The 26,666-nt window shown below is 63.1% G+C and carries 31 protein-coding genes; 13 read left to right on the top strand and 18 right to left on the bottom strand.

Going from position 1 to position 26,666, the window contains the following annotated elements:
* Positions 1-306: 306 nt before the first annotated feature.
* Both QN085_RS05025 and QN085_RS05020 read left to right on the top strand, forming a co-directional pair.
* Entirely contained in the window at positions 307-519 is a 213-nt protein-coding gene (locus QN085_RS05025) for a cold-shock protein (protein WP_003257941.1), read from the top strand.
* 90 nt (positions 520-609) lie between these two features.
* Positions 610-1,098, top strand: a complete 489-nt coding sequence (locus tag QN085_RS05020; protein WP_041506243.1) for an RDD family protein — start codon at positions 610-612, stop codon at positions 1,096-1,098.
* A 182-nt stretch (positions 1,099-1,280) separates the two neighbouring features.
* On the opposite strand, the gene lptG is transcribed toward QN085_RS05020, so the two are convergent.
* Genes lptG through QN085_RS05005 form a run of 3 tightly spaced genes read right to left on the bottom strand, consistent with a single transcriptional unit; the run spans position 1,281 to position 3,737 of the window.
* Positions 1,281-2,342, bottom strand: coding sequence for an LPS export ABC transporter permease LptG (gene lptG / locus QN085_RS05015; RefSeq protein WP_013971100.1), 1,062 nt, complete (start codon positions 2,340-2,342; stop codon positions 1,281-1,283).
* Positions 2,335-3,450: an LPS export ABC transporter permease LptF gene (gene lptF, locus QN085_RS05010; RefSeq protein WP_013971099.1), complete on the bottom strand. Its 1,116-nt coding sequence runs from the start codon at positions 3,448-3,450 to the stop codon at positions 2,335-2,337. The genes lptG and lptF overlap by 8 nt, the downstream gene beginning before the upstream one ends.
* Complete coding sequence (locus tag QN085_RS05005; RefSeq protein ID WP_023661648.1) at positions 3,447-3,737, bottom strand: hypothetical protein; 291 nt, start codon at positions 3,735-3,737, stop codon at positions 3,447-3,449. Before QN085_RS05005 ends, lptF begins: the two co-directional genes overlap by 4 nt.
* Before the next feature lie 14 nt (positions 3,738-3,751).
* Between QN085_RS05005 and QN085_RS05000 the strand changes: the two genes are divergently transcribed.
* The 5 genes from QN085_RS05000 (at position 3,752) to rlmF (ending at position 10,221) form a co-directional block, all read left to right on the top strand.
* Positions 3,752-5,245, top strand: coding sequence for a leucyl aminopeptidase (locus QN085_RS05000; protein WP_013971098.1), 1,494 nt, complete (start codon positions 3,752-3,754; stop codon positions 5,243-5,245).
* 49 nt (positions 5,246-5,294) lie between these two features.
* Positions 5,295-5,726 (top strand): DNA polymerase III subunit chi, encoded by a 432-nt coding sequence (locus QN085_RS04995; RefSeq protein WP_031325201.1) that lies wholly within the window; start codon positions 5,295-5,297, stop codon positions 5,724-5,726.
* 5 nt (positions 5,727-5,731) lie between these two features.
* On the top strand, positions 5,732-6,097 hold the full coding sequence (locus tag QN085_RS04990) for a hypothetical protein (protein WP_013971096.1): 366 nt from the start codon (positions 5,732-5,734) through the stop codon (positions 6,095-6,097).
* 209 nt (positions 6,098-6,306) lie between these two features.
* Complete coding sequence (locus QN085_RS04985; protein WP_013971095.1) at positions 6,307-9,153, top strand: valine--tRNA ligase; 2,847 nt, start codon at positions 6,307-6,309, stop codon at positions 9,151-9,153.
* Positions 9,154-9,270: 117 nt separating this feature from the next.
* Positions 9,271-10,221, top strand: coding sequence for a 23S rRNA (adenine(1618)-N(6))-methyltransferase RlmF (rlmF, locus tag QN085_RS04980; RefSeq protein WP_013971094.1), 951 nt, complete (start codon positions 9,271-9,273; stop codon positions 10,219-10,221).
* Between the two features lie 50 nt (positions 10,222-10,271).
* Here the strand turns inward: rlmF and QN085_RS04975 are convergent, their stop codons facing one another.
* Complete coding sequence (locus tag QN085_RS04975) at positions 10,272-10,553, bottom strand: HU family DNA-binding protein (RefSeq protein ID WP_003257928.1); 282 nt, start codon at positions 10,551-10,553, stop codon at positions 10,272-10,274.
* 370 nt (positions 10,554-10,923) lie between these two features.
* On the opposite strand from QN085_RS04975, the gene yejK reads away from it, so the two are divergent.
* Positions 10,924-11,931: a nucleoid-associated protein YejK gene (yejK, locus tag QN085_RS04970; RefSeq protein WP_013971093.1), complete on the top strand. Its 1,008-nt coding sequence runs from the start codon at positions 10,924-10,926 to the stop codon at positions 11,929-11,931.
* Positions 11,932-11,955: 24 nt separating this feature from the next.
* Here the strand turns inward: yejK and QN085_RS04965 are convergent, their stop codons facing one another.
* From QN085_RS04965 to QN085_RS04900, 14 genes are all read right to left on the bottom strand, one after another.
* On the bottom strand, positions 11,956-12,252 hold the full coding sequence (locus QN085_RS04965) for a GIY-YIG nuclease family protein (protein WP_013971092.1): 297 nt from the start codon (positions 12,250-12,252) through the stop codon (positions 11,956-11,958).
* Positions 12,245-12,721, bottom strand: a complete 477-nt coding sequence (locus QN085_RS04960; RefSeq protein WP_023660979.1) for a nuclear transport factor 2 family protein — start codon at positions 12,719-12,721, stop codon at positions 12,245-12,247. Before QN085_RS04960 ends, QN085_RS04965 begins: the two co-directional genes overlap by 8 nt.
* Before the next feature lie 179 nt (positions 12,722-12,900).
* Positions 12,901-14,181 (bottom strand): CynX/NimT family MFS transporter, encoded by a 1,281-nt coding sequence (locus QN085_RS04955; RefSeq protein WP_023660771.1) that lies wholly within the window; start codon positions 14,179-14,181, stop codon positions 12,901-12,903.
* 13 nt (positions 14,182-14,194) lie between these two features.
* Complete coding sequence (locus QN085_RS04950; RefSeq protein WP_013971088.1) at positions 14,195-14,845, bottom strand: FadR/GntR family transcriptional regulator; 651 nt, start codon at positions 14,843-14,845, stop codon at positions 14,195-14,197.
* A gap of 151 nt (positions 14,846-14,996) precedes the next feature.
* Complete coding sequence (hisC, locus tag QN085_RS04945; RefSeq protein ID WP_013971087.1) at positions 14,997-16,043, bottom strand: histidinol-phosphate transaminase; 1,047 nt, start codon at positions 16,041-16,043, stop codon at positions 14,997-14,999.
* Positions 16,044-16,045: 2 nt separating this feature from the next.
* Positions 16,046-17,371 (bottom strand): histidinol dehydrogenase, encoded by a 1,326-nt coding sequence (gene hisD, locus QN085_RS04940; RefSeq protein WP_013971086.1) that lies wholly within the window; start codon positions 17,369-17,371, stop codon positions 16,046-16,048.
* 134 nt (positions 17,372-17,505) lie between these two features.
* A complete protein-coding gene (gene hisG / locus QN085_RS04935; protein WP_003257924.1) occupies positions 17,506-18,141 on the bottom strand; it encodes an ATP phosphoribosyltransferase in 636 nt (211 codons plus the stop codon).
* A gap of 123 nt (positions 18,142-18,264) precedes the next feature.
* On the bottom strand, positions 18,265-19,530 hold the full coding sequence (gene murA / locus QN085_RS04930) for a UDP-N-acetylglucosamine 1-carboxyvinyltransferase (protein WP_013971085.1): 1,266 nt from the start codon (positions 19,528-19,530) through the stop codon (positions 18,265-18,267).
* A 23-nt stretch (positions 19,531-19,553) separates the two neighbouring features.
* Positions 19,554-19,793 carry a BolA family protein gene (locus QN085_RS04925; protein ID WP_003255121.1) on the bottom strand — a complete coding sequence of 80 codons (240 nt, stop codon included), beginning with the start codon at positions 19,791-19,793 and terminating at the stop codon, positions 19,554-19,556.
* 117 nt (positions 19,794-19,910) lie between these two features.
* Positions 19,911-20,213, bottom strand: a complete 303-nt coding sequence (locus QN085_RS04920; RefSeq protein ID WP_015269065.1) for an STAS domain-containing protein — start codon at positions 20,211-20,213, stop codon at positions 19,911-19,913.
* A complete protein-coding gene (locus tag QN085_RS04915) occupies positions 20,210-20,857 on the bottom strand; it encodes an MlaC/ttg2D family ABC transporter substrate-binding protein (protein WP_003257922.1) in 648 nt (215 codons plus the stop codon). The genes QN085_RS04920 and QN085_RS04915 overlap by 4 nt, the downstream gene beginning before the upstream one ends.
* Before the next feature lie 9 nt (positions 20,858-20,866).
* Positions 20,867-21,352, bottom strand: a complete 486-nt coding sequence (gene mlaD / locus QN085_RS04910; RefSeq protein WP_003257921.1) for an outer membrane lipid asymmetry maintenance protein MlaD — start codon at positions 21,350-21,352, stop codon at positions 20,867-20,869.
* A complete protein-coding gene (mlaE, locus tag QN085_RS04905) occupies positions 21,352-22,149 on the bottom strand; it encodes a lipid asymmetry maintenance ABC transporter permease subunit MlaE (RefSeq protein WP_013971083.1) in 798 nt (265 codons plus the stop codon). The genes mlaD and mlaE overlap by 1 nt, the downstream gene beginning before the upstream one ends.
* Entirely contained in the window at positions 22,149-22,958 is an 810-nt protein-coding gene (locus QN085_RS04900) for an ATP-binding cassette domain-containing protein (protein ID WP_012270662.1), read from the bottom strand. The genes mlaE and QN085_RS04900 overlap by 1 nt, the downstream gene beginning before the upstream one ends.
* 248 nt (positions 22,959-23,206) lie before the next feature.
* Here QN085_RS04900 and QN085_RS04895 point away from each other — a divergent pair, with 248 nt between their 5' ends.
* From QN085_RS04895 to lptB, 5 genes are read left to right on the top strand one after another with little or no spacing between them, the layout of a single operon-like run.
* Positions 23,207-24,181, top strand: a complete 975-nt coding sequence (locus QN085_RS04895; protein WP_013971082.1) for a KpsF/GutQ family sugar-phosphate isomerase — start codon at positions 23,207-23,209, stop codon at positions 24,179-24,181.
* Positions 24,182-24,193: 12 nt separating this feature from the next.
* Positions 24,194-24,718 (top strand): KdsC family phosphatase, encoded by a 525-nt coding sequence (locus tag QN085_RS04890; protein ID WP_013971081.1) that lies wholly within the window; start codon positions 24,194-24,196, stop codon positions 24,716-24,718.
* A gap of 8 nt (positions 24,719-24,726) precedes the next feature.
* Entirely contained in the window at positions 24,727-25,299 is a 573-nt protein-coding gene (gene lptC / locus QN085_RS04885) for an LPS export ABC transporter periplasmic protein LptC (protein ID WP_013971080.1), read from the top strand.
* On the top strand, positions 25,286-25,810 hold the full coding sequence (gene lptA, locus QN085_RS04880) for a lipopolysaccharide transport periplasmic protein LptA (protein WP_023660773.1): 525 nt from the start codon (positions 25,286-25,288) through the stop codon (positions 25,808-25,810). The genes lptC and lptA overlap by 14 nt, the downstream gene beginning before the upstream one ends.
* The gene (gene lptB / locus QN085_RS04875) at positions 25,811-26,536 is read left to right on the top strand and encodes an LPS export ABC transporter ATP-binding protein (RefSeq protein ID WP_003257916.1); all 726 of its coding nucleotides are present in this window, start codon (positions 25,811-25,813) and stop codon (positions 26,534-26,536) included.
* Positions 26,537-26,666 lie beyond the last annotated feature (130 nt).

The following is a 26,666-nucleotide window of genomic DNA, read 5'->3' as shown; positions in this document are numbered from 1 at the left end:
TGTCCAATAACTTTTGAACATGGCGCCAGGCCAGGCGCCATGCCGTTTCCGACAAATCGGTCGGTTATCGGCAAACGGCCGATTTTCCATACGACCAAGGGCTTGTTTTTCGCTCGGGAGTTGGCGTAGAGTCACTGCACTGTGTTTGCATGGGTCGCAACAGTTCGTGACCTGGGCCAGTAGCCGCAATCTGCTACAACCCGTTCGACGTCTCTTACTTTCCTGCAACCCAGCCCAGTAATCTTTTGCTTCCTTTATTGCAAAAGAAACTGTCATCAAAATTCAAGCTTCATAGGAAATAAGACAATGGCTGAGCGTCAGAACGGTACCGTCAAGTGGTTCAATGACGAAAAAGGTTACGGCTTCATCACCCCAGAGAGCGGTCCGGATCTGTTCGTGCACTTCCGCGCTATCGAAGGTAACGGCTTCAAGAGCCTGAAAGAAGGCCAGAAGGTCACCTTCGAAGCAGTCCAGGGCCAGAAAGGCATGCAGGCTGACAAAGTTCAGGTCGCCGGCTAAGCCGAACCCGACTTCGAGAAAAGCCCCTGCCATGTGCAGGGGCTTTTTTTGCCCGTAGAATAGCGGCTTCGTCTTCTGGAGCCGTTTTGCATGTCCAAGCCTCAGCTCACACCTCAGGGTGATTTTCCGCCGGTCGGCCTGGGCCGGCGCCTGGCGGCGATGTTCTACGACTTCCTGCTGTGCACGGCGCTGCTGATCGTGACCGCCGGCGCCTACAAGATGATCCAGATGGCGATCATCGGCGAAGCCCGCATGCGTGAATTGACCGAGGCTGGCGCACTGGACGGCGACCCTCTGCTGTCGACGGTGCTGCTGTTCGTCCTGTTCGGTTTCTTTGCCAAGTTCTGGACCCATGGCGGGCAGACCCTGGGCATGCAGGTGTGGGGCGTGCGGGTGCAGAACGCCGATGGCACGGCCATCAGCCTGTGGCAGGCGCTGCTGCGCTTCGTGGTGTCGATTGCCTCGTGGCTGTGCCTGGGGCTGGGTTTTTTCTGGGCGTTGATCGACAAGCGCCAGAGGGGCTGGCATGACATCTATTCGGAAAGCCAGCTGGTGCGGGTGCCGAAGCCGAAGAAATGAGCTGAGACCTGTATTGCCTGTGCTGGCCTCTTCGCGGGTAAACCCGCTCCCACAGGTGCAGCACAGGCATCACGACCGGTGCGATTCCTGTGGGAGCGGGTTTACCCGCGAAGGGGCCCGCACAGGTGAACACCCATGAAAAAGCCGACCCCGAGGTCGGCTTTTTTGTACAGCTCAGGCCATCAACCTGCCCGGCGCAACAACCACACACCGGCCAGCGCACAGATGCCTGCCGGGATCACCACCGCCAGCAGCGGCGGGAAGCCGAACACCTGGCTCGAAGGCCCCAACAGGTCCTGGGCGATGCGGAACACGAAGCCCACCAGTACACCGGTGAACACGCGCTGGCCAAGGGTTACCGAACGCAGCGGGCCGAAGATGAAGGAAATGGCCATCAGCACCAGCGCCGCGGTCACCATCGGCTGCAATACCTTGGTCCAGAACGCCAGCCAGTAACGGGCATTGTTCAGGCCCTGGTCGGACAGGTAGTGGATGTAGCCCCACAGCCCAGTGATGGACAGCGACTCCGGCGCCAGGATCACGGTATTGAGCAGTTGTGGGGTGAGCGAAACGTCCCAGCGCTCCTGCGGCGCGGTCACCACTTCAGTGTGGTCGCCACGGAAGAAGGTGGTGCGCACGTCGCTGAGCATCCAGTGGTCGTCCTGGTACTGTGCACGGCGGGCGAAGCTGGAGGTGACGATCTTGCGCTCGCTGTCGAAGCGGTAACGGGTCACACCCAGCAGCAGGCCGTTAGGCTGCACGGCGTTGATGTGCACGTACTCCTCGCCCTGGCGGTGCCACATGCCGCGCTTGGAGCTTTGCGCCTCACCACCGCCCTGGGCCAGGGAACGGTCGGCCTGGGCCTTGTTCTCGGTCACCGGCGCCACGTACTCGCCAATCAGCAGGCCGACCAGCATCAGTACCAGCATCGGCTTCATCACCGCCCAGACGATGCGCCCGATGGAAACCCCGGCAGCACGCATGATGGTCAGTTCGCTGCTGCTGGCCAGGCTGCCCAGGCCAATCAGGCAGCCGATCAAGGCGGCCATCGGCAGCATTTCGTACAGGCGCCGTGGTGCGGTCAGCAGGACGAAGTTGCCCGCCTCCATCACCGTGTAGGTGTCACTCAGGTCGTTCATCTCGTCGATGAAGGCAAACAGCGAAGCCAGGCCGAGGATGATCCCCAACACGGCGAGAATGGCCAGCAGAACGCTCTGGCCGATGTAGCGGTCGAGCTTACCCATGGGCCACCTCCGCACGACGGGCAGCGCGCTTGAGGCGCAGCGGCTCCCAGTACATCAGGCCCAGACCGATCAGCAGGAACAGGCCGTGGACCCACCACATGCCCAGGGCGATCGGCAGTTTGCCCTTCTCTAGGGCGCCACGTACGGAAATCAGCATTGTCAGGTAAGCCATGTACAGAAGAATTGCCGGCAGCAGCTTGAGGAAGCGACCCTGGCGCGGGTTGACCCGGGACAGCGGCACCGCCAGCATGGTGACGATGAACACCAGGATCGGCAGCGACAGCCGCCATTGCAGCTCAGCGCGCTCACGCAGGTCCTTCTTGCCGATCAGCTCGGAAGTGGGGATGGCTTCGCGATCGGTCACTTCCTCGGCGACTTCCGGCTTGGGCAGCAGCACGCCGTAGGTGTCGTACTTGATAGCACGGTAATCGGCCTGGCCCGGGTTGCCGTCGTAACGGTAACCGTTTTCCAGCACCAGGTAGCGGTTGCCGTCGGCCTGGATTTCCTGATGGCCTTTTTCGGCAACCAGCACCGACGGGGCGCGGTCCTTCGTCTTGTCCTGGTTGAAGCGCTTCTCGGAAATGAACACCCCGGCCAGGTTGATGCGGTCATCCGACAGTTCTTCGGTGTAGGTCACCCGAGAGCCGTCGCGCAGGGTCTGGAAGCGGCCCGGCACCAGGGTGTCGAACTCTGTCAGGGCATCCTGCTGGCTGATGATCTGCTGCACCTGGGCAACACCAAGCGGCGCCAGGCTCAGGCTCAGCCAGGCCACCAGCAGGGCGACCACGGCGGCCGGCGCCATGGTCAAGCCCAGCAGGCGCTGCTGGCTCATACCGGTGGCCGACAGCACGGTCATCTCGCTTTCCAGGTACAGGCGCCCGTACGCCAGGAGAATGCCGAGGAACAGCCCCAAAGGCAGGATAAGCTGCAGGAAGCCCGGCAGACGGAAGCCCATGATCAGGAACAGTACGCTCGGGTCGAGCACACCCTGGGCAGCCTGGGCCAGGTACTTGATGAAGCGCCCGCTCATGATGATCACCAGCAGCACGGCGCTGACGGCGCTCAAGGTCACCAGGACCTCGCGGGACAGATAACGAAAGACGATCAAACCAGACACTCCTGGGTTGTCAGGGCGGACTGCCAATCAATGGCGCCAAACAATGACTTAGTACAGCCAAGACCAATGCCGGTTCGCCAAAGGCGAACCTCCATGTAAAGTGCGCGCATTATCCTGTGATTGACCGCCCCTGTCACTTCGCCGCGCATGAAGGCGCATAACGGGGTTGTCAGCACGCTTGCCGCAGGCTCAAACTGGCAGCTTTTCCGCTGGCGCGCGACGACGCGGCCAGGCCCGTCCAGAGCGCTGGAATACACAGCGCCGACTGTATCGATCATTCGGGGATCCTGACATGGAACTGGTTGTAAAAAGCGTAGCTGCTGCATCTGTAAAAACCGCCACCTTGGTCCTCCCGGTAGGTGAAAACCGCAAGCTCGGCGCTGTGGCCAAGGCCGTCGACCAGGCCAGCGAAGGTGCCATCAGTGCCGTGCTCAAGCGTGGCGACCTGGCCGGCAAACCGGGCCAGACCCTGCTTCTGCAGAATCTCGCGGGCCTGAAGGCCGAGCGCGTGCTGCTGGTGGGCAGTGGCAAGGACGAAGCCCTGGGCGACCGCGCCTGGCGCAAACTGGTCGCCAGCGTCGCCGGCGTGCTCAAGGGTCTGAACGGCGCTGACGCCGTGCTGGCCCTGGACGACATCGCGGTCAGCAACCGTGACGCCCACTACGGCAAGTACCGCCTGCTGGCCGAAACCCTGCTCGACGGCGAGTACGTGTTCGATCGTTTCAAGAGCCAGAAGGCAGAGCCGCGCGCCCTGAAGAAGGTCACCCTGCTGACCGAAAAGACCGGCCAGGCCGAGGTCGAACGTGCCGTCAAGCATGCCAGTGCCATCGCCACCGGCATGGCCTTCACGCGCGACCTGGGCAACCTGCCGCCCAACCTGTGCCACCCAAGCTTCCTGGCCGAACAGGCCAAGGACCTGGGCAAGGCGCACAAGGCGCTGAAAGTCGAAGTGCTGGACGAGAAGAAGATCAAGGACCTCGGCATGGGCGCGTTCTATGCCGTCGGCCAGGGCAGCGACCAGCCGCCACGCCTGATCGTGCTCAACTACCAGGGCGGCAAGAAGGCGGACAAGCCGTTCGTGCTGGTGGGCAAGGGCATTACCTTCGACACCGGCGGCATCAGCCTCAAGCCTGGTGCCGGCATGGACGAAATGAAGTACGACATGTGCGGTGCCGCCAGCGTGCTCGGCACCCTGCGTGCGGTGCTCGAGCTGCAGCTGCCGGTCAACCTGGTGTGCCTGCTGGCCTGCGCCGAGAACATGCCGAGCGGCGGCGCCACCCGCCCGGGTGACATCGTCACCACCATGAGCGGGCAGACCGTGGAAATCCTCAACACCGACGCCGAAGGCCGCCTGGTGCTGTGCGACACCCTGACCTACGCCGAGCGCTTCAAGCCGCAGGCAGTCATCGACATCGCCACCCTGACCGGTGCCTGCATCGTCGCCCTGGGCAGCCACACCACCGGCCTGATGGGCAACAACGACGACCTGGTCGGCCAGTTGCTCGACGCCGGCAAGCGCGCCGACGACCGTGCCTGGCAGCTGCCGCTGTTCGATGAGTACCAGGAGCAGCTGGACAGCCCGTTCGCCGACATGGGCAACATCGGCGGACCGAAGGCCGGCACCATCACCGCCGGCTGCTTCCTGTCGCGCTTTGCCAAGGCCTACGACTGGGCGCACATGGACATCGCCGGCACTGCCTGGGTCAGCGGCGGCAAGGACAAGGGCGCCACTGGCCGCCCTGTACCCCTGCTGACCCAGTACCTGCTGGACCGCGCCGGCGCCTGACGCCATTGAGCCGGTGGCGCCGCGCGCGCCACCGGCCGGCGATACCACCATGAGCAAAGTCGATTTCTACATCCTGCCCACCGACTCGCTGTCGGCGCGGCTCGATTTCGCCTGCAAGCTGTGCGAAAAGGCCTGGCGCCTTGGCCACGGGGTCTACCTGCATTGCCAGGACGCCGAGCAACGCACCGAGCTGGACCAACGCCTGTGGCGCTTCAAGGGCGAGGCCTTCGTGCCCCACGACCTCGCGGAGGTACATGCCGATGCCAGCGTGGCATTGGGCCTGGCCGCCGACAGTGCGGGCGACCACCACGACCTGTTGATCAACCTGGGCGCCGGCGTACCAGCCTTCGTCGGCCAGTTCGTGCGTGTGGCCGAAATCGTCGTCGAAGAGCCTGGCATCCGCCAATCGGCCCGTGAACGATTCCGTTTCTACCGTGAACAGGGCTATGCTCTGCAAGACCACCGCTTACAGCGACTTTGACGACGATGGACAAGCCCTCCCCCCTGCCCGATTCCGCCCATCTTCTCGATGACCTCGAGTCGATACGCCAGTTGCTTGGCGACGCCGACCTGCAACCACCGCTGCTGACCGAGACGGTGGAGCAGATCCCGTTGCTGCTGGAAGAAGCGCCCGGCAACCATGTGCCTGCGGCCGAACCGGTAGCTGCCGAACCCGAAGACGACCCGCAAACCCGTCGCCAGGACACCCTGCTGCACCTGGAAAGCGAACTGCGTGCGGCGGCGCAGATGATCATGCAGGACGTGATCAACGACTTCACCCCGCACATCGAGAACGAGATCAAGCGCCGGCTGGATGCGCGGATCGAGCGGTTGATCAAGCGTTCCGAGTAAAACCGAAATTCGGCGGTGCCTTCTTCGCGGGTAAACCCGCTCCCACAGGACCGGCGCAAGTCTGAAAGCTTGCGCAGCTCCTGTGGGAGCGGGTTTACCCGCGAATAGGCCGTCCCTGCCTGCCAGATAGCAGCAGCTTGTCGCCTGCGGCCCCCAGCTTGGTTATACTTCCCGGCTTTCCCGAATAAATGCACAGGGTCCCGCCGCGCATGGATAAGACCTACCAGCCGCACGCCATCGAAACTTCCTGGTACAACACCTGGGAGTCCGAGAACTATTTCGCTCCACAAGGTGCAGGCGAGTCCTACACCATCATGATCCCGCCGCCGAACGTGACCGGCAGCCTGCACATGGGCCACGGGTTCAACAACGCGATCATGGACGCCCTGATCCGTTTCCGCCGCATGCAAGGCCGCGACACCCTGTGGCAGCCAGGCACCGACCACGCCGGTATCGCCACCCAGATGCTGGTCGAGCGCCAGCTAGAGGCCAAGGGCCAGAACCGTCATGATCTGGGCCGCGAAAAGTTCCTGGAGAAGGTCTGGGAATGGAAGGACCAGTCCGGCGGCAACATCAGCCGTCAGATCCGCCGCCTGGGCTCGTCGGTCGACTGGAGCCGCGAGCGCTTCACCATGGACGACGGCCTGTCCGAAGCGGTCAAGGAAGCATTCGTGCGCCTGCATGAAGACGGCCTGATCTACCGTGGCAAGCGCCTGGTCAACTGGGACACCAAGCTGCACACGGCCATCTCCGACCTCGAAGTGGAAAACCACGACGAGAAGGGCCACCTGTGGAACCTGCGCTACCCGCTGGCCGACGGCGCCAAGACCGCCGAAGGCAAGGACTACCTGGTAGTCGCCACCACCCGTCCGGAAACCCTGCTGGGTGACGCCGCCGTGGCGGTCAACCCGAACGACGAGCGCTACCAGGCACTGATCGGCAAGTTCGTCGAACTGCCGCTGGTCGGCCGCCGCATCCCGATCATCGCCGACGACTACTGCGACCCCGAGTTCGGTACCGGCTGCGTGAAGATCACCCCGGCCCACGACTTCAACGACTACGAAGTCGGCAAGCGCCACAACCTGCCGCTGCTGAACATCTTCGACAAGAACGCCTTCGTGCTGGCCAGCGCGCAGGCCTTCAACCTCGACGGCAGCGTCAACGAGCAGGTGGACACCCGCCTGCCGGCCCAATACGCCAACCTCGACCGCTTCGTCGCACGCAAGCAGATCGTCGCCGACCTGGATGCCCAGGGCCTGCTGGTGAGCATCGACGACCACGCGCTGAAAGTGCCGAAGGGCGACCGTTCGGGCACCGTCATCGAGCCGTGGCTGACCGACCAGTGGTACGTTTCCACCAAGCCGCTGGCAGAACCTGCCATCGCCGCCGTGGAAGATGGCCGCATCCAGTTCGTGCCCAAGCAGTACGAGAACATGTACTTCTCCTGGATGCGTGACATCCAGGACTGGTGCATCAGCCGACAGCTGTGGTGGGGCCACCGCATCCCGGCATGGTACGACGAGGCCGGCCAGGTCTATGTCGGCCGCAACGAGGAAGAAGTGCGCGCCAAGCACAACCTGGGCGCCGACGTGGTCCTGCGCCAGGACGACGACGTACTCGACACCTGGTTCAGCTCGGGCCTGTGGACCTTCTCCACCCTGGGCTGGCCGGAACAGACCGAGTTCCTCAAGAAATTCCACTCCACCGACGTGCTGGTAACCGGCTTCGACATCATCTTCTTCTGGGTTGCGCGCATGATCATGCTGACCATGCACCTGATCAAGAACGAGGATGGCACCCCGCAGGTACCGTTCAAGACCGTGTACGTGCACGGCCTGGTGCGTGACGGCCAGGGCCAGAAGATGTCCAAGTCCAAGGGCAACGTGCTGGACCCGCTGGACATCGTCGACGGCATCACCCTCGACGCCCTGCTGGAAAAACGCACCAGCGGCATGATGCAGCCCAAGCTTGCCGAGAAAATCGCCAAGCAGACCAAGGCCGAGTTCCCCGAAGGTATCGCCAGCTACGGTACCGACGCCCTGCGCTTCACCTTCTGCTCGTTGGCCTCCACCGGCCGCGACATCAAGTTCGACATGGGCCGCGTCGAAGGCTACCGCAACTTCTGCAACAAGATCTGGAACGCCGCCCGCTACGTGCTGGACAAGGGCGAAGACTGCGGCCAGAACGGCGAGGCCTACGAGCTGTCGCTGGCCGACCGCTGGATCATCTCGCAGCTGCAGCGTACCGAAGCCGAAGTGACCCGCCAGCTGGAGCAGTTCCGCTTCGACCTGGCCAGCCAGGCGCTGTACGAGTTCATCTGGAACCAGTACTGCGACTGGTACCTGGAGCTGTCCAAGCCGGTGCTGTGGGACGAGAACGCCCCGGTCGAGCGCGCCCGTGGCACCCGCCGCACCCTGGTGCGCGTGCTGGAAGTGGCGCTGCGCCTGGCGCATCCGTTCATGCCGTTCATCACCGAAGAAATCTGGCAGCGCATCGCGCCGCTGGCCGGCATCGAAGGCAAGACCATCATGCTGCAGCCATGGCCGGTGGCCAATGAAAGCCGCATCGATGCTGCCGCCGAAGGCGACATCGAGTGGCTCAAGGAGCTGATGGTCGGCCTGCGCAACATCCGCGCTGAAATGAACATCGGCCCGGGCAAGCCGCTGCCGCTGTTCCTTAAGAACGCCAACGCCGACGACCAGCGTCGCCTGCAGGAAAACGAAGCCCTGCTGAAGAAGCTGGCCAAGGTCGAATCGTTCACCGTACTGGGCGATGCCGACGAAGCGCCGCTGTCGGCCACCGCCCTGGTCGGTGACCTGCAAGTGCTAGTGCCAATGGCCGGCCTGATCGACAAGGATGCCGAGCTGGCGCGCCTGAACAAGGAAATCCAGCGCCTGCAGGGTGAAGTGGCACGCGTGGGTGGCAAGCTGTCCAACGCCGCCTTCGTCGACAAGGCACCACCTGCCGTGATCGAGAAGGAACGCGCCAAGCTGGCCGAGTCCGAACAGGCCCTGGCCAACTTCACCGAGCAGCATGCGCGGATTGCAGCGCTGTAACCAAAAGTGAAGCCATAGCGGGCTGCTTCGCAGCCCATCGCCGGCAAGCCAGCTCCCACAGGAAAGCGCTGTACCTGTGGGAGCTGGCTTGCCGGCGATGCTTTTCAGGACCCCACCATGACCGAAAAACCCACCCTGCACCCGCGCAACCGCCACCAGGGCCGCTACGACTTCCCCAGCCTGATCAAGGCCCACCCTGACCTGGCGCGCTTCACCATCACCAACCCCCACGGCAAACCCAGCATCGACTTCGCCAACCCCGAGGCCGTGCGGGTGTTCAACCGTGCGCTGCTGAAGGCCCAGTACGGCATCCAGCACTGGGATATCCCCGCCGACTACCTGTGCCCGCCGATTCCCGGCCGCGCCGACTATATTCACGTGGCCGCCGACCTGCTGGCCGACGACAATGCAGGCGAGATCCCCAAGGGCGCCCAGGTGCGTGCGCTGGACATCGGCGTGGGGGCCAACTGCATCTACCCGCTGCTGGGCCACAGCGACTACCGCTGGCGCTTCCTCGGCTCGGACATCGACCCCGTGGCCCTGGCTTCGGCCAAGGCCATCGTCCAGGCCAACGGCCTGGGCAAGGCCATCACCCTGCGCCAACAGGCCAACCGTGCGCACATCCTCAGCGGCCTGCTGCAGGAGGGCGAACGCTTCGACCTGACCCTGTGCAACCCGCCCTTCCATGCCTCACGCGACGAAGCCACCCGTGGCAGCCAGCGCAAGTGGAAGAACCTCGGCAAGCAGGACCCCAAGCGCAAGCTGCCGGTGCTCAACTTCGGTGGCCAGAACAACGAACTGTGGTGCGAAGGCGGCGAGATCCGCTTTGTCAGCCAACTGGTCAGTGAAAGCGTGCAGTACGCCGAACGGGTACTGTGGTTCACCAGCCTGGTGTCCAAGGCCAGCAACTTGCCGGGGATCGAGGCTGCGCTCAGGAAAGCGGGCGCCAAGGCCGTGCGCATCAGTGAAATGGGCCAGGGGCAGAAGCAAAGCCGCATGGTCGCCTGGAGCTTCCACGACGACGAGGCGCGCCAGGCCTGGCACGCCGCGCGTAAAACCCAGGCATGAAAAAACCGCGTCCGGGCAAGCCGGGCGCGGTTTCGTCAAAGCTTCAACAATTACTTGTTGATGGCGTCGGTCAGCACTTTGGCCGGAACGAACTTGACGACTTTCTTGGCAGCGATTTCGATGGCAGCGCCAGTCGAAGGGTTGCGGCCGGTACGGGCAGGACGCTCAGCGACTTTCAGTTTGCCGATACCTGGCAGAGTGATTTCAGCGCCGTTTTCCAGCTGGTCGGCAACGATCTGGCCCAGTTGCTCCAGAGCATTCTTGGCGGTGGCTTTTGGCGCGGCGATCGATTCGGCGATGTCGGCAATCAGTTGGTCTTTGGTCAATGCCATGGTGGTGTTCCTTCCCTATCAAATTCGATGGTTATGCAGCGGACTACGACGTTATCGGGCCAGCCCCTGAAAGTGGAGGGCCGCGCCAATCGCGTATGTAGATACGCAAATCGACGTTTGGTTCGACACGACGACAGCACGCTGCCAGCAATGCGCCACACAAGGGGCGCAAGACCGCGCAAAACTACCACAGGAGCAGATAAATATCCGCTGCACGCTTCGATTTAATGCAGGTTTTTCGGGGGTTTTAGCCCAAAACGCAAAAAATTGAACAAAAAACGAACAACCGGCATTTCTGCCAACATCCGGCCACTGCATCACCTGGTGTCTAGGGTAAACTGGACGACTTTTGCAGCTCGCCGAGAATTCCATGCCAATCCGTCATTGCATCGTTCACCTGATCGACAAAAAGCCCGATGGCAGCCCCGCCGTGCTGCATGCCCGCGATTCCGAACTGGCTGCCTCCGACGCCATCGAAAACCTGCTGGCCGACCTCAATGACAGCTACAACGCCAAGCAAGGCAAGGCCTGGGGCTTTTTCCACGGCGAGTCCGGCGCCTACCCGCTGAGCGGCTGGCTGAAGCAGTACCTGGACGAAGAAAAGGACTTTACCTCCTTCAGCCGTGTGGCCGTGGAGCACCTGCAAAAGCTGATGGAAGAGTCCAACCTGTCCACCGGCGGCCACATCCTTTTTGCCCACTACCAGCAAGGCATGACCGAATACCTGGCGATCGCCCTTCTGCACCACAGCGAAGGTGTGGCAGTGAACGCCGAGCTTGATGTGACGCCTTCGCGGCACCTCGACCTTGGCCAACTGCACCTGGCGGCGCGCATCAACCTGTCGGAGTGGAAGAACAACCAGAACTCCAAACAGTACATTTCGTTCATCAAGGGCAAGAACGGCAAGAAGGTCTCGGACTACTTCCGTGACTTCATCGGCTGCCAGGAGGGCGTCGACGGCCCGGGCGAAACCCGCACCCTGCTCAAGGCCTTCAGCGACTTCGTCGAGAGCGAAGACCTGCCGGAAGAGTCCGCCCGCGAAAAAACCCAGACCCTGGTCGAGTACGCCACTACCCAGACCAAGCTGGGCGAACCGGTCACGCTGGAGGAGCTGTCCAGCCTGATCGACGAGGATCGGCCCAAGGCGTTCTACGACCACATCCGCAACAAGGACTACGGTCTGTCGCCGGAAATCCCTGCGGACAAGCGCACCCTCAACCAGTTCCGCCGCTTCACCGGCCGTGCCGAGGGGTTGTCGATCAGCTTCGAAGCGCACCTGCTGGGGGACAAGGTCGAGTATGACGAAGCGGCAGGGACCTTGATCATCAAGGGCCTTCCGACCACCTTGGTGGATCAGTTGAAGCGGCGCAAGGACTGATGACCCCAGGGCTGCTGCGCAGCCCTAATTAGCAGCCACTACTGCGCCATAGGAGGCCACCAACGCCTCCTTCGCCGACTTGCGCAGCCGCTTCACCAGCCGCTCCTGGCGTAACGCCTCGCCCTTGTCCGGCCATTGCTCCACATACACCAGCGCCTGGGCCGGGCTGGTCTTGAAGTAACGCGCGCCCTGCCCTTTCTGGTGCGCCAGAAAGCGCCGCTGCGGGTCATCGCTGATACCGCAATACAGCGATCCATTGGCAGCCCTTACCAAGTAGACATACCAGGGTTTGCTGGCGGCAATTTCGACGGGCTCACTCACCCTGGGCCTGCTGGAATGCTCGCAATCCTTTGAACGCCTGCTGGCGTACCTTGTTCTGCACCAGCGGCGACCAGCCCAGCAGCATGCCAGGTACACCCAGCGCCTGCCGCGACCAATGCCACAAGTCGAAGTGGTCATCGTGCTGGCAGATCAAACCGTCACGGATCACGAAACGCGCCTGGATATCATTGACCACGATGCGGCCGGTCTGGCTGAACAGGTAGGTGGCCACCCAATGTGCGGCGCCCGTGCGCTCATCGGCGCGGACGTTGTCGAAGGTCAGGGTAAAGTCCTTGGCCCGGCTGGTGAGCATTCGCCACATGTCGCCTGCATCCTTGCCACGCAAGGTGCCGAAGACCGGGTCGCTGAAGACGATATCGTCGCTGTAGCAGGCGACCATGGCCTCGGCGTCCAGGCGCTGGAAGGCCTGGTAGAAGCGGGTGATCAGGTCGCGGTTGGCGTCGCTCATGTGGGCTGATCCGTCCTGGGAGTCGAAAGCAGCACGATAATCTTCCCCGGTTGGTTATGCCAGTACCGGCCCTTTCGCGGGTAAACCCGCTCCCACAGGTACAACATGACTTCAAGATGTGTGCAATCCCTGTGGGAGCGGGTTTACCCGCGAAGAGGCCGGCAATGCCATATGCCCCTTCAGACTTTCTCGCTGCTCACCTGCACATGCAAAGCCCGCCCGGCCCCCAGGCCGAACACGATGGCACCCACCCCCAGCACGGCAAAAATCCACCCCACTGCCGCCCACCCCCCGGTCAGATCATGTACCAGCCCCACCGCAAACGGCCCCATCGACGCCAGGGTATAACCCACCCCCTGCGCCATGCTCGACAGGTTCGCCGCGACATGGGCATCCTTCGAGCGCAGCACGATCAAGGTCAGCGCCAGGGCAAAGGTACCGCCCTGCCCCAGGCCCAGCACAACCGCCCAGCCCCACAGCCCGGAAAGCGGCGCATACAGGCAACCGAACAGGCCGGTCAGGGTAATCAGCATGACCAGCAGGATGGCCAGGCGCTGGTCCTTGCCGCGAGTGGCCAGCCAGGGCGCACTGAGCGAACTGACCAGTTGCACGATCACCGACCCCGACAGCACCAGCCCTGCCTCGGTCGGGCTCAGGCCGCGGCCGATCAGGATCGATGGCAACCAGCCAAAGACGATATAGGCCAGTGACGACTGCAGGCCCATGTACAGGGTCACCTGCCAGGCCAGCGGGTCCCGCCATAGCCCACGCACGCGATAAGCCACCTTGTGCAGGCCATGACCCTGGCGGGCCTGCGGCAGCCATACCAGCATGGCCAGCAGGGCCGGCAGCATCCAGAAGCCAAGCCCCAGCGCCCAGCTGTCGTTGAAGTGCTGGGCCAGGGGCACCGTGGCGCCTGCAGCCATGGCGGCGCCCAGGCACAGCGCCATGGTGTATACGCCGGTCAAGGTGCCAGCGTGTTGCGGGAAATCGCGCTTGACGATGCCCGGCAACAGCACGCCAATGATACCGATACTGGCCCCGGCCATCAGGCTGCCGAGGAACACCCCGGTGGCCCCCAGACTACTGCGCACGACGATGCCAAGCGCCAGGGTGGCGAGGATGCCGAGGATCACCCGCTCGCTGCCAAAGCGCCGCGCCAGCACCGGCGCCAAAGGGGCGAACAGGCCCAGGCACAGCACTGGCAAGGTAGTCAGCAAACCGGCCTGTGAGGCATTCAGCCCCAAGCCTTCGGACACCTGGCCCAGCACCGGCGCCATGCTCGACAATGCCGGGCGCAGGTTCAATGCCACCAGCACCAGGCCGAGCAACAACAGCCAAGGCCGCTGTATTTGTACCGGCTGCTGTTGGACCTGCTCGTCGTCAGCCTCGGCGTCGATCAGCAACTCATCGAGGTCCCGCTCGCTCGGTGGGGTGTTACGGGTGATGGAATCAGCCATGGCCTTCTCGGAGTCAGGATTCGATAAGGGTACGGCTCAGGCGCTTGGCCTGCTCCGCATCGCGTTGCTCGATTGCGGCGAGGATCTGCCCATGCAGGTCGAACGTGGCCTGGCAGCGCGGCACGGTTGCCATGTTGTGCTGCAGCGCGGCAGCAACCACCCCGGAAAAGTATCGGTACAACTCACTCAAGGCCGGGTTGTGGGCGGCATCGACCAGCCGCTGGTGAAACACCAGGTCGCAGGCCACATAAGCATCGATATCACCGTGAAAATGCCCGGCACTGTTGGCCAGGGCATCACGAAGCGCCTGAAGATCGGCGTCGGTTCGGCGCAGCGCGGCCAGGCCGATGGCCTCGGCTTCTAGGATGTGCCGGGTTTCACGGGCCTGCTCGGGCGTGCAGCGCGACATCGCCTGCACCGCCTGTAGCGGGTCCTGGGCCGTGCGCAGGTAGCTGCCATCCCCCTGGCGAATCTCCACCAGGCCACTGAACGCCAGCACACGCATGGCCTCGCGTACGGTGTTGCGGCTTATGCCCAACTGCAGGGCCAGTTCCGGCTCGGTCGGCAAACGCTGGCCAACCTGCCAGTCGCCCAGCAGGATGCGTTCTCGCATGCGCTCGACGGCCAGTTCGACCAGGGAGCGCTTGGTCAATTCGGTACTCATGAAACTCAACCAATCATCCGATGAATTTGGTCAGCATAATGTATACCGGCAATACAGCAAATACCGATGGTTTCTGGCGATATTGGAAGTCCCTGTGGGAGCGGGCACGCCCGCTCCCACAAGGGCCGCGTCACGGCAGCTTGCAATACCGTCAGTTCAACGCATCGAGCAGCGCCTGGTTCATCTCTGGCGTACCGATGGTGATGCGCAGGAACTGGGCAATGCGCGGCTGCTTGAAGTGGCGCACGATCACGCCCTGCTCGCGCAGGCGTGCAGCCAGCTCACCGGCATCGTGCTGCGGATGGCGGGCGAAGATGAAGTTGGCCGCCGACGGCAGCACTTCGAAGCCCTTGGCCCGCAGTTGCCCGACCAATACCTCGCGGCTGTCGATCACCTTGCGGCAGGTTTCTTCGAAGTACTCGCGGTCCTCGAACGCCACCGCTGCGCCGACGATCGCGGCACGGTCCAGCGGGTAGGAGTTGAAGCTGTTCTTGATCCGCTCCAGCGCTTCGATCAGGTCCGGGTGGCCAACCGCCAGGCCAACCCGCAGCCCGGCCAGCGAGCGCGACTTCGACAGGGTCTGGGTGACCAGCAAGTTGTCGTAGCGGTCCACCAGGCTGATTGCCGTTTCGCCACCGAAGTCGATGTAGGCTTCATCGACCACCACCACCGAATCACGGTTGGCCTGCAGCAACTGCTCCACCGCCTGCAGCGGCATCAGGCAGCCGGTCGGCGCGTTGGGGTTGGGGAAGATGATGCCGGCGTTGGGCTTGTTGTAGTCCTCGATGCGGATCTGGAACTGCTCGTCCAACGCCACCTGCTCGAAGGCAATACCGTAAAGACCGCAGTAGACCGGGTAGAAGCTGTAGCTGATGTCCGGGAACAGCAGCGGTGCGTCGTGCTGGAACAGGCCGTGGAAGATGTGCGCCAGCACCTCGTCCGAGCCGTTGCCGACGAACACTTGTGCCGGCGTGACGCCGTAGTACTCGGCCACCGCCTGCTTCAGCCGGTCACCGTTCGGGTCCGGGTACAGGCGCAGGTTGTCGTTCAGCTCGCCGCGCATGGCCTCCAGCGCCTTGGGCGACGGGCCGTAGGGGTTTTCGTTGGTGTTCAGCTTGACCAGGCGGGCCAGCTTGGGCTGCTCGCCCGGCACGTAAGGCACCAAGTCCTTGACGAAGGGGCTCCAGAATCGACTCATGCTCAGTTCCCCTTCTCTTGGGTCAGAATGCGGTATTCGGCGCTGCGGGCGTGGGCGGTCAGCGACTCGCCACGGGCCAGGACCGAGGCGGTGTGGCCCAGCTCGGACGCGCCCTGCTCGGAGCAGAAAATGATCGACGAACGCTTCTGGAAGTCATACACCCCCAGCGGCGACGAGAAACGCGCGGTACCGGAGGTCGGCAGCACGTGGTTGGGCCCTGCGCAGTAGTCGCCCAGCGCTTCGCTGGTGTGGCGGCCCATGAAGATCGCGCCAGCGTGGCGGATGTGCGGCAGCCAGGCCTGCGGGTCGGCGACCGACAGTTCCAGGTGCTCCGGGGCAATGCGGTTGGCCACTTCCATGGCCTGCTGCATGTCACGCACCTGAATCAGCGCGCCACGGCCATTGATCGACTTCTCGATGATCTCGGCACGTTCCATGGTTGGCAGCAGCTTGTCGATGCTGGCGGCAACGCGGTCGAGGAAGGCGGCGTCCGGGCTGACCAGGATGGCCTGGGCATCTTCATCGTGCTCGGCCTGGGAGAACAGGTCCATGGCGATCCAGTCCGGGTCGGTCTGGCCGTCGCATACCACGAGGATTTCCGACGGACCGGCGATCATGTCGATACCCACCTGGCCGAACACATGGCGCTTGGCGGTGGCGACGTAGATGTTGCCCGGGCCGACGATCTTGTCCACCTGCGGCACGCTTTCGGTACCGTAGGCCAGCGCGGCGACAGCCTGGGCGCCGCCGACGGTGAACACACGGTCGACACCGGCGATGCAGGCAGCCGCCAGCACCAGTTCGTTGACCTCGCCACGCGGGGTCGGCACCACCATCACCACTTCGGCCACGCCGGCGACCTTGGCCGGGATGGCGTTCATCAGCACCGACGATGGGTACGACGCCTTGCCACCCGGCACGTACAGGCCGGCGCGGTCCAGCGGGGTGACCTTCTGGCCGAGCACGGTGCCGTCGGCCTCAGTGTACTGCCAGGAGTCCTGCTTCTGCCGCTCGTGGTACATGCGCACACGGTTGGCAGCCTTTTCCAGGGCTTCGCGCTGGGCCGGGGTAATGCGGGTCAGCGCCAGTTCCAGGCGCTCGCGACCGAGGATCAGGTCATCGATGGACTTGGCATCGACACCATCGAAACGCTGGGTGAATTCCACCAGTGCCGCATCGCCGCGCTCGCGCACGGCCTTGATGATGTCGAGCACGCGCTGGTTGACCGCGTCATCGGACACACTTTCCCAGCTCAGCAGATGATCCAGATGTCGGGCGAAATCCGGATCAGCAGCGTTGAGACGGGCAATTGCAGTGGACACGGTCATGGCGAGGGCCTCGATTATTGGCGAATGCTCAGGCGCCCTAGGCTACCAGTCCATCCGCGCGGGCACCCGAGAAAAATGGCTATGACGCGGATAGACGGGCGCGGCAGCGAAGGCCGCGCGCAGTCGGTAGAGAGTCAGCCGCGGTGTCGCGATTCGACCGCTCCGCGCAGCGTGTCGATCAGGCTCTGGATACGGGCGTGCTGCATTTTCATGGAGGCCTTGTTGACCACCAGGCGCGAGCTGATCGTGGCGATCAGTTCCTGGGGCTCCAGGCCGTTGGCACGCAGGGTGTTGCCGGTATCGACCACGTCGATGATCTTGTCGGCGAGGTTGATCAGCGGTGCCAGTTCCATCGAGCCGTACAGCTTGATGATGTCGACCTGGCGGCCCTGTTCGGCGTAGTAGCGCTTGGCTACGTTGACGAACTTGGTAGCCACGCGCAGACGGCCCTTGGGCTCGGGTGCGCCGACCACGCCAGCGGTCATCAGCTTGCAACGGGCAATCTGCAGGTCCAGGGGCTCGTAAAGGCCCTGGCCGCCGTACTCCATCAGCACATCCTTGCCGGCCACACCCAGGTCGGCGGCACCATGCTCGACATAGGTCGGCACGTCGGTCGCACGCACGATCAGCAGGCGCACATCGTCCTGCGTGGTGGGGATGATCAGTTTGCGGCTCTTGTCCGGGTTCTCGGTCGGCACGATACCGGCCTCGGCCAGCAACGGCAGGGTATCGTCGAGAATACGGCCTTTGGAAAGCGCGATGGTCAACATTGGAACGTCGGTCCTTAAGCGGCTACTGCCGGCCGGGCGTCGAGCCCGACCGCATTCAATTCGTTAGGCACATCCTGCGAAAGCGGGCAAATCCCCCCCCCACAGGATGCACCAGGCAGACGACTAGCCCGGTACGCGACGGATCTTCGCGCCCAGCATCTGCAGTTTTTCTTCGATGCACTCGTAACCACGGTCGATGTGGTAGATGCGATCGATCAGGGTATCGCCTTCGGCTACCAGCGCCGACAGCACCAGGCTGGCGGAAGCACGCAGGTCGGTGGCCATTACCGGGGCACCCTTCAGCGCCTTGACGCCAGTGACGATGGCAGTGTTGCCTTCGACCTGAATCTGCGCGCCCATGCGGTGCATTTCGTAGACGTGCATGAAGCGGTTTTCGAAGATCGTCTCGATCACTGCACCGGTGCCTTCGGCAATGGCGTTGAGCGAGATGAACTGCGCCTGCATGTCGGTCGGGAACGCCGGGTAAGGGGCGGTACGCAGGTTGACGGCTTTCGGCCGCTTGCCGTGCATGTCCAGCTCGATCCAGTCTTCGCCAGTGTTGATGTCGGCGCCGGCTTCCTTGAGTTTTTCCAGTACGGCTTCAAGGATGGTCGGGTCGGTGTCCTTGACCTTGACGCGGCCGCCGGTCACGGCAGCGGCAACCAGGTAGGTACCGGTCTCGATACGGTCCGGCATCACGCGGTAGTTGGCCGAGTGCAGGCGCTCGACGCCATCGATGACGATGGTGTCGGTACCAGCGCCCTGGACCTTGCCGCCCATGGCGTTGATGAAGTTGGCCAGGTCGACCACTTCCGGCTCGCGCGCGGCGTTCTGCAGCACGCTGCGGCCCTTGGCCAGGGCAGCGGCCATCATGATGTTCTCGGTACCGGTCACGCTGACGGTGTCGAAGAAGAAGTGCGCACCGCGCAGGCCACCCTCAGGTGCCTTGGCCTTGATGTAGCCGCCTTCGACTTCGATCTTCGCGCCCATGGCCTCGAGGCCACGGATGTGCAGGTCGACCGGGCGCGAACCAATGGCGCAACCGCCAGGCAGGGCCACTTCGGCCTCGCCGAAACGGGCAACCATCGGGCCCAGCACCAGAATCGAGGCGCGCATGGTCTTGACCAGCTCGTAAGGTGCAACCAGTGTCTTGATGGTGCGAGGGTCGATCTCGACAGCCAGCTTTTCGTCGATCACCGGCTCGATGCCCATGCGGCCGAAGAGCTCGATCATGGTGGTGATGTCGTGCAGGTGCGGCAGGTTGCCCACGGTGACCGGGCCGTCGGCCAGCAGGGTCGCCGCCAGAATCGGCAGGGCTGCGTTCTTCGCGCCCGAAATGCGGATCTCGCCATCAAGGCAAGCGCCGCCAGTAATAATCAGTTTGTCCATTGGAATCTCGCCGCCACGTTGGCTCAGGTGCGCTCAGCCCAGGCTGCGCTGCTGAAAAATTTCATGGTTACCGCATGGATGCTGCCATTGGCGATCCACGGATTCAGGTGAGCATAGATCGCCTGCTGGCGTTTGACCGGGCTCAGGCCAGCCAACTCGTCGCTGATCACGTTCAACTGGAAGTTGCAGCCTTCGCCTTCAACTTCGACCCGGGAACCCGGCAATTTCTCTTCAAGGAAGCTTTTAACTTCTACGGCCTGCATGCTCAACCTCAATCGGCGCCCGATGCGCACGGGTCGGCCATCATACAAAAAAGCCCCTCGCCTGCGAAGCCCAACGAGGGCTTCACTGACCGAGGGGCCATCATCCGTGCCGGGCCATCAGGTTGCCAGCACTTCATCGAGATCATAGACCTCGGCAATTTCCCGCATGTCGTCCGGCATGCTGCGCACCTGGCAACCCTTGCCTGCGGCCTGGGCATCGCGCATGAAGGCCAGCAGCAACGACAGGCCGACACTGGTGGAACGCTGCACTGCCGAACAATCGAGCACCAGCTGCGCCTCGCGGCAGGCCGCGATCAGCGCCTTGCCCTGCTTGCGCAGGACCGGCCCGCTGCGGTAGTCCAGCACGCCGGCCAGGCGCAACACGCCCGGCTCGGCCATGCTTACACCGGCCTCACTCATTTGACGGTCTTCTCCGGCGAGTTGTCGGCGGCCTGCTTGGCCTTGGCCACTTCGCCGGCCCAGCCGTCGATGGTCTTGTCCAGGTCGTTGCCATTGCGCTGCATGGCGTCGGCGAACTGGTCGCGGAACAGCTTGCCGATGTTGATGCCGTTGACGATCACGTTGCGCACCTTCCACTCGCCACCGATGTTCTCCAGGGTGTACTGCACTGGATACACGGCACCGTTGTTGCCGGTGACCTTCATGCCAACGCTGGCGCGCTTGCCGTCATCAGCCTTGGCCGGGTCGACGGTGATGCCCTGGTTGTTGTACTCGAGCAGGGCATTGCCATAGAACTGCATCAGGCTGCGCTTGAAGTTTTCCTGGAAGCGCTGCATCTGCTCGGGGGTGGCCTTGCGCGAGTACTTGACGGTCATGATGCTCTTGGAAATACCGTCAGCGTCCACCACCGGGCCGAGGATGCGGTTCAGCGCATCATAGAAGGCATTGGGGTTGGACTTGTACTGTTCCTTGTTGGCCTTGAGGTCGCCCAGCAGTTCAGTGGTGGTGCCCTGAACCACATCGTGTGGCGTCTGCGCAGCCACGGTCAGCAGGGGGAAGGCCGCCAGCAGGACCAGCAGGCCACGTCGCAGGATGGAAATCATGGAAACTCCTTAATTAGCCGGTTGCGCTTCTTTCGGTTCCTTGCCAACGGAGTTGAGCAGGAACTTGCCAATCAGATCTTCCAGCACCAGTGCCGACTGGGTGTCGTGGATGGTCCCGCCGTCCTTGAGCACCTGGTCCTCACCGCCCACGCTGATGCCGATGTACTTCTCGCCAAGCAACCCGGCGGTCAGGATCGAGGCAGTGGAGTCGGTCGGCAGGTTGTCCACCGACTTGTCCAGCTGCAGCGTCACCCGACCGGTGTAGGAATCGCGGTCCAGATCGATGGCGGTAACCTTGCCGATGGTCACACCGGCCATGGTCACTTTAGCTCTGACCGTCAAACCGGCGATATTGTCGAAGTAGGCATAAACTTTATAGGTATCGCTGCTCGGGCTGGCCGACAGCCCGCTGACACGCAGGGCCAGCAGCAGCAGCGCCAGGATCCCGGCCAGAAGGAACAGGCCGACACCGATTTCCAGGGTGCGGTTTTGCATCAGAAATCTCCAAACATCAAGGCGGTCAGAATAAAGTCCAGACCCAGCACTGCCAACGAGGCATAGACCACGGTCTTGGTGGTGGCACGGCTGATCCCTTCTGAGGTGGGCTCACAGTCGTACCCCTGGAATACGGCGATCCAGGTCGTGACGAAGGCAAATACCAGGCTCTTGATCAGCCCGTTGAGCACATCGTCCGTGAACGAAACACTGTTCTGCATGTTGGCCCAGAACGAGCCCTCGTAGACGCCCAGCCAGTCCACCGCCACCCACGAGCCACCCCAGATGCCGACCACGCTGAAAATCAGCGCCAGCAACGGCAGCGAGATGAAACCGGCCCACAGGCGCGGCGCGACGATGTACTTGAGCGGGTCGACGCCGATCATTTCAAGGCTCGACAACTGCTCGGTGGACTTCATGTTGCCGATTTCTGCGGTCAGCGCCGAACCGGCACGGCCGGCGAACAGCAACGCCGTCACCACCGGGCCGAGCTCACGCAGCAGGGTCAGGGCGACCATCTGCCCCACCGCCTGCTCCGAGCCGTACTTGGTCAGGATGCTGAAGCCCTGTAGCGCCAGCACCATGCCGATGAACACCCCGGACACGACGATGATCGCCAGCGACAGCACGCCCACCGAATACAGCTGCTTGGTCAGCAGCTGGAAGCCGCCGCCGATGCCGCCACGGCCGATCAGCGCATGGAACAGGAACAGGCAGGAGCGCCCCAGCACCGCCAGCACGTCGATGGCCGAGCGTCCCAGCAGGCGGACACGTTCGAGTAAGGATTTTCTGCGCATCAACGCGCTCCCAGCAGGTCGGCGCGGTAGTCAGGCGCAGGGAAATGGAAAGGCACCGGGCCGTCCGGGTCGCCCTTCATGAACTGGCGAATCCGCGGGTTGTCCGAGCCCATCAGCTCGTCAGGCGTCCCCTGGCCCAGCACCTGGCCATCACCTACGACATAGATGTAGTCGGCGATGCTGGCGGTTTCCGCCAGGTCGTGGGAAACGACGATGCTGGTGATACCCAAGGCGTCGTTGAGCAGGCGGATCAGACGCACCAATACACCCATGGCGATCGGGTCCTGGCCGACGAACGGCTCGTCGTACATGAGGATCTGCGGGTCGAGGGCAATCGCCCGGGCCAAGGCCACACGGCGCTTCATGCCACCGGACAGCTCGTCGGGCATCAGGTCGATGGCACCGCGCAGCCCCACGGCCTGCAGCTTCATCAGAACGATATCGCGGATCATCTCATCCGACAGCTGGGTATGCACGCGCAGCGGGAACGCGACGTTCTCGAACACATCGAGATCGGTGAACAGCGCGCCGCTCTGGAACAGCACCCCCATTTGCTTGCGGGCGTCGAACAGGTCGCTGCGCGACAACGTCGGCAGGTTCTGCCCGGCAACCCAGACCTCACCGCTGGAGGGGCGCAACTGCGCGCCCATCAGGCGGAGCAACGTGGTCTTGCCGCAACCCGATGGCCCCATGATGCCGGTGACCTTGCCGCGCGGGATGCGAATGTCGACGTTGCTGAAAATGCTGCGCGAACCACGTTTGAAGGTAACCCCCTTCAACTCGACCGCGTAGGCGCTATCCACACTCATCTAGACTCCTTGCTAGTGCAGCCTCGTCCTAATGGACGTCGGCCTCCATCTGGAAGGCACAAGCGCCCCTGGCAGGCCGAATAGCGGCGAACTATAGCACCGCTGACAGCGCCGCCCCAAGGTCGGCTAGCGAGTCGTTCAGCCCTGCGACAGGCTGGCGAGACATTCACCCCGGCAATCGAAAGCGTGAGGGTTTCTTTCATTGCAGCTATAATCGCCGCCTTTTCATCAGGCATTGCTTTTTCGACATGAGCCAATCCAGCGAGCTGATCCAATCCGCACAACGCACCCTGCGCCTGGAACTCGAGGCCGTAGAGGGCCTGCTGGCGCGCATCGACGAAAATTTCGTCAAGGCCTGCGAACTGATCCTGGCCAGCAAGGGCCGGGTCGTCGTGGTCGGCATGGGCAAGTCCGGGCACATCGGCAACAAGATCGCCGCCACCCTGGCAAGCACTGGTACACCGGCGTTTTTCGTGCACCCGGCCGAAGCCAGCCATGGCGACATGGGCATGATCACCCGCGATGATGTCATCCTTGCCCTGTCGAATTCCGGCAGCACTGCCGAAATCGTCACCCTGCTGCCGCTGATCAAGCGCCTGGGCATCAAGCTGATCAGCCTGACCGGCAACCCGGACTCGCCCCTGGCCCAGGCTGCCGAGGTCAACCTCGACGCCCGCGTCGAGCAAGAGGCCTGCCCGCTGAACCTGGCCCCCACCTCCTCCACCACCGCATCGCTGGTGCTGGGCGACGCGCTGGCCATTGCCCTGCTCGAAGCCCGCGGTTTCACCGCCGAGGACTTTGCCTTCTCGCACCCGGGTGGTGCACTGGGCCGCCGCTTGCTACTCAAGGTGGAGAACGTGATGCACGCTGGCGACGAACTGCCCCAGGTGCCCCGCGGTACCCTGCTCAAGGACGCGCTCCTTGAAATGTCCCGAAAAAGCCTGGGCATGACCGTGATCGTCGAAGCCGACGGCAAGCTGGCCGGGATCTTCACCGACGGCGACCTGCGCCGCAGCCTGGACCGCAACATCGACATCCACACCACCCTGATCGACCAGGTCATGACCGTGCACGGCAAGACGGCCCGCGCCGAAATGCTCGCGGCCGAGGCACTGAAGATCATGGAAGACCACAAGATCAACGCCCTGGTGGTGGTGGACCGCGAGGACCGCCCCACCGGCGCCCTGAACATGCACGACCTGCTGCGCGCCGGCGTGATGTAAGAGAGCGATGGAATGAACCAGAACCTCATGCAACGCGGCAAGCACATCAAGCTGGCAGTGTTCGACGTGGACGGCGTGCTCACCGACGGGCGCCTGTACTTCCTCGAGGACGGCAGCGAGTTCAAGACCTTCAACACCCTCGACGGCCAGGGCATCAAGATGCTCATGGCCTCGGGCGTGACCACCGCTATCATCAGCGGGCGCAAGACCCCGGTGGTCGAGCGCCGGGCGAAGAACCTCGGCATCCCGCACCTGTATCAGGGCCGCGAAGACAAACTGGTGGTGCTGGACGGCCTGCTCGCCGAACTGGGCCTGAGCTATGATGAAGTGGCCTACCTTGGCGACGACCTGCCCGACCTGCCGGTGATCCGCCGGGTCGCCCTGGGCATGGCGGTGGCCAACGCCGCGCCGTTCGTTCGCCAGCACGCACATGGCGTGACCCAGGCACGTGGCGGCGAAGGCGCGGCCCGTGAATTCTGCGAACTGATCATGCAGGCCCAGGGCACCCTGGACGCTGCCAACGCCAACTACCTGTAAGGCTGCCCATGTTCAGCAAGAAAGCCCGCAACATTACGCTGCTCGCAGTGATCGCCGCCCTGCTGGTGGCGATCGGCTACTGGAATGTCAGCCCGGAAAGCTTCCTCGACAAACCTGTGGCCCAGGTCGACGAAAGCGCCATCGACTACTACGCGGTCAACGCCCACAGCGTGCAGTTCCTGCCCGACGGCAAGCTGCAGTACGAAATGACCGCTGACAAGGTCGAACACCTGAAAGCCAGCGAAATCACCCTGCTGACCACGCCGGACCTGCACCTGTACCGCGGTACCGAATACCCGTGGCACGTACAGAGCACCCGCGCCGAGGTCAACCCGGACGGCAGCGAAGTCGAACTGATCGACAACGTACGGGTCGCCCGCACCGACGAAAAGCAGCGTGAAATGATCATTACCAGCACACGCATGACCGTGTTCCCGCAGAAGCAATATGCGCAGACCGAGCAAGCCGTTAGAATCGACGGCGCCGGTGGCACAACTACGGGCAAAGGTATGAAAGCGTATTTGAAAGAAGGCAAGATGGACTTGCTCTCTAACGTAAGAGGACAGTATGAGGCTCGTTAAAACCCTCCCCCTTTTGCTCAGCCTGAGCGCAGCACTGGGAAGCGCGAGCGCCCTCGCCCTGCCGAATGACCGTGACCAGCCTATCCGCATCCAGGCCGACAACGCCCACCTGGACGACAAGCAGGGCGTGGCCACCTACACCGGCGACGTGATCATCACCCAGGGTTCGATGATGATCAAAGGCAACACCGTGACCATCACCCGTTCCGCCTCCGGCGACATCGACGTGGTGACCTCGGTGGGCAACCTGGCCTACTTCGAGCAACAGCAGAGCGCAGCCAAGCCAGACAAGATGAAAGGCTGGGCGGTGACCATCCAGTACCAGTCGCAGAAGGACATGGTCATCCTCACCGACCGCGCCAAGGTCGAGAGCGAAGGCAACACCACCGAAGGCGAGAAGATCGTCTACAACACCCAGACCCAGGTGGCGACCGCCGGTCGTGGTGGCAACGTGACCTCGCCGCGTCAGCGTATCGACATGGTGATCCAGCCCAAGAAGAAGGCCGAGTAAATGGCAACCCTCAAAGCCCAGCACCTGGCCAAGAGCTACAAGGGGCGGCAAGTCGTACGCGACGTCAGCCTGTCGATCGACAGCGGCCAGATCGTCGGCCTGCTCGGCCCCAACGGCGCCGGCAAGACCACCTGCTTCTACATGATTGTCGGCCTGGTCCAGGCCGATCAGGGGCGCGTGCTGATCGACAACCTCGATGTCAGCCACCAGCCCATGCACGGTCGCGCCCGCGCCGGCATCGGCTATCTTCCGCAAGAAGCCTCGATCTTCCGCAAGCTGTCGGTGGCCGACAACATCATGGCCATCCTCGAGACCCGCAAGGACCTCGACCGCGACGGCCGGCGCAAAGAGCTGGAAAGCCTGCTGCAGGAGTTCCACATCAGCCACATTCGCGACAACCTCGGCATGAGCCTGTCCGGTGGTGAGCGCCGCCGCGTGGAAATTGCCCGCGCGCTGGCGACCGCACCCAAGTTCATCCTGCTGGACGAACCGTTTGCCGGTGTCGACCCGATTTCGGTCGGTGACATCAAGCAGATCATCCACCACCTCAAGGCCAAGGGCATCGGTGTACTGATCACCGACCACAATGTGCGTGAGACCCTGGATATCTGCGAAACCGCCTATATCGTCAATGATGGCCGACTGATCGCCGAAGGCGACGCTGAAACCATCCTGGCCAACGACCTGGTCAAAGAAGTTTACCTGGGCCACGAGTTCCGACTCTGAGCCTGGCACGCGCCTGGAGTACTGGCAAATCGCCCTGAAACCCGGGGTAAAGTGTTACGGTACTCTAGGCAAACGCTACAATTTAAGGCATAAAACTTGCTTGATCTGGCGCCCCGGCGCCCTCGTGTAG

It is taken from the genome of Pseudomonas sp. M2(2023) (assembly GCF_030263955.1).
In the GTDB taxonomy this organism is placed as follows: domain Bacteria; phylum Pseudomonadota; class Gammaproteobacteria; order Pseudomonadales; family Pseudomonadaceae; genus Aquipseudomonas; species Aquipseudomonas asiatica.
Note: the sequence above shows the minus strand (reverse complement) of the source record. Positions and strands in the feature narration are given on the sequence as shown.

Excerpts from the sequence above, each read along its gene's own strand:
- QN085_RS05025 (WP_003257941.1), top strand. The coding sequence starts at position 307 with ATGGCTGAGCGTCAGAACGGTACCGTCAAGTGGTTCAATGACGAAAAA.
- QN085_RS05020 (WP_041506243.1), top strand. The coding sequence starts at position 610 with ATGTCCAAGCCTCAGCTCACACCTCAGGGTGATTTTCCGCCGGTCGGC.
- lptG (WP_013971100.1), bottom strand. The coding sequence starts at position 2,342 with ATGGGTAAGCTCGACCGCTACATCGGCCAGAGCGTTCTGCTGGCCATT.
- QN085_RS05005 (WP_023661648.1), bottom strand. The coding sequence starts at position 3,737 with ATGATCGATACAGTCGGCGCTGTGTATTCCAGCGCTCTGGACGGGCCT.
- QN085_RS05000 (WP_013971098.1), top strand. The coding sequence starts at position 3,752 with ATGGAACTGGTTGTAAAAAGCGTAGCTGCTGCATCTGTAAAAACCGCC.
- QN085_RS04995 (WP_031325201.1), top strand. The coding sequence starts at position 5,295 with ATGAGCAAAGTCGATTTCTACATCCTGCCCACCGACTCGCTGTCGGCG.
- QN085_RS04990 (WP_013971096.1), top strand. The coding sequence starts at position 5,732 with ATGGACAAGCCCTCCCCCCTGCCCGATTCCGCCCATCTTCTCGATGAC.
- QN085_RS04985 (WP_013971095.1), top strand. The coding sequence starts at position 6,307 with ATGGATAAGACCTACCAGCCGCACGCCATCGAAACTTCCTGGTACAAC.
- rlmF (WP_013971094.1), top strand. The coding sequence starts at position 9,271 with ATGACCGAAAAACCCACCCTGCACCCGCGCAACCGCCACCAGGGCCGC.
- QN085_RS04975 (WP_003257928.1), bottom strand. The coding sequence starts at position 10,553 with ATGGCATTGACCAAAGACCAACTGATTGCCGACATCGCCGAATCGATC.
- yejK (WP_013971093.1), top strand. The coding sequence starts at position 10,924 with ATGCCAATCCGTCATTGCATCGTTCACCTGATCGACAAAAAGCCCGAT.
- QN085_RS04960 (WP_023660979.1), bottom strand. The coding sequence starts at position 12,721 with ATGAGCGACGCCAACCGCGACCTGATCACCCGCTTCTACCAGGCCTTC.
- QN085_RS04955 (WP_023660771.1), bottom strand. The coding sequence starts at position 14,181 with ATGGCTGATTCCATCACCCGTAACACCCCACCGAGCGAGCGGGACCTC.
- QN085_RS04950 (WP_013971088.1), bottom strand. The coding sequence starts at position 14,845 with ATGAGTACCGAATTGACCAAGCGCTCCCTGGTCGAACTGGCCGTCGAG.
- hisC (WP_013971087.1), bottom strand. The coding sequence starts at position 16,043 with ATGAGTCGATTCTGGAGCCCCTTCGTCAAGGACTTGGTGCCTTACGTG.
- hisD (WP_013971086.1), bottom strand. The coding sequence starts at position 17,371 with ATGACCGTGTCCACTGCAATTGCCCGTCTCAACGCTGCTGATCCGGAT.
- hisG (WP_003257924.1), bottom strand. The coding sequence starts at position 18,141 with ATGTTGACCATCGCGCTTTCCAAAGGCCGTATTCTCGACGATACCCTG.
- murA (WP_013971085.1), bottom strand. The coding sequence starts at position 19,530 with ATGGACAAACTGATTATTACTGGCGGCGCTTGCCTTGATGGCGAGATC.
- QN085_RS04925 (WP_003255121.1), bottom strand. The coding sequence starts at position 19,793 with ATGCAGGCCGTAGAAGTTAAAAGCTTCCTTGAAGAGAAATTGCCGGGT.
- QN085_RS04920 (WP_015269065.1), bottom strand. The coding sequence starts at position 20,213 with ATGAGTGAGGCCGGTGTAAGCATGGCCGAGCCGGGCGTGTTGCGCCTG.
- QN085_RS04915 (WP_003257922.1), bottom strand. The coding sequence starts at position 20,857 with ATGATTTCCATCCTGCGACGTGGCCTGCTGGTCCTGCTGGCGGCCTTC.
- mlaD (WP_003257921.1), bottom strand. The coding sequence starts at position 21,352 with ATGCAAAACCGCACCCTGGAAATCGGTGTCGGCCTGTTCCTTCTGGCC.
- mlaE (WP_013971083.1), bottom strand. The coding sequence starts at position 22,149 with ATGCGCAGAAAATCCTTACTCGAACGTGTCCGCCTGCTGGGACGCTCG.
- QN085_RS04900 (WP_012270662.1), bottom strand. The coding sequence starts at position 22,958 with ATGAGTGTGGATAGCGCCTACGCGGTCGAGTTGAAGGGGGTTACCTTC.
- QN085_RS04895 (WP_013971082.1), top strand. The coding sequence starts at position 23,207 with ATGAGCCAATCCAGCGAGCTGATCCAATCCGCACAACGCACCCTGCGC.
- QN085_RS04890 (WP_013971081.1), top strand. The coding sequence starts at position 24,194 with ATGAACCAGAACCTCATGCAACGCGGCAAGCACATCAAGCTGGCAGTG.
- lptC (WP_013971080.1), top strand. The coding sequence starts at position 24,727 with ATGTTCAGCAAGAAAGCCCGCAACATTACGCTGCTCGCAGTGATCGCC.
- lptA (WP_023660773.1), top strand. The coding sequence starts at position 25,286 with ATGAGGCTCGTTAAAACCCTCCCCCTTTTGCTCAGCCTGAGCGCAGCA.
- lptB (WP_003257916.1), top strand. The coding sequence starts at position 25,811 with ATGGCAACCCTCAAAGCCCAGCACCTGGCCAAGAGCTACAAGGGGCGG.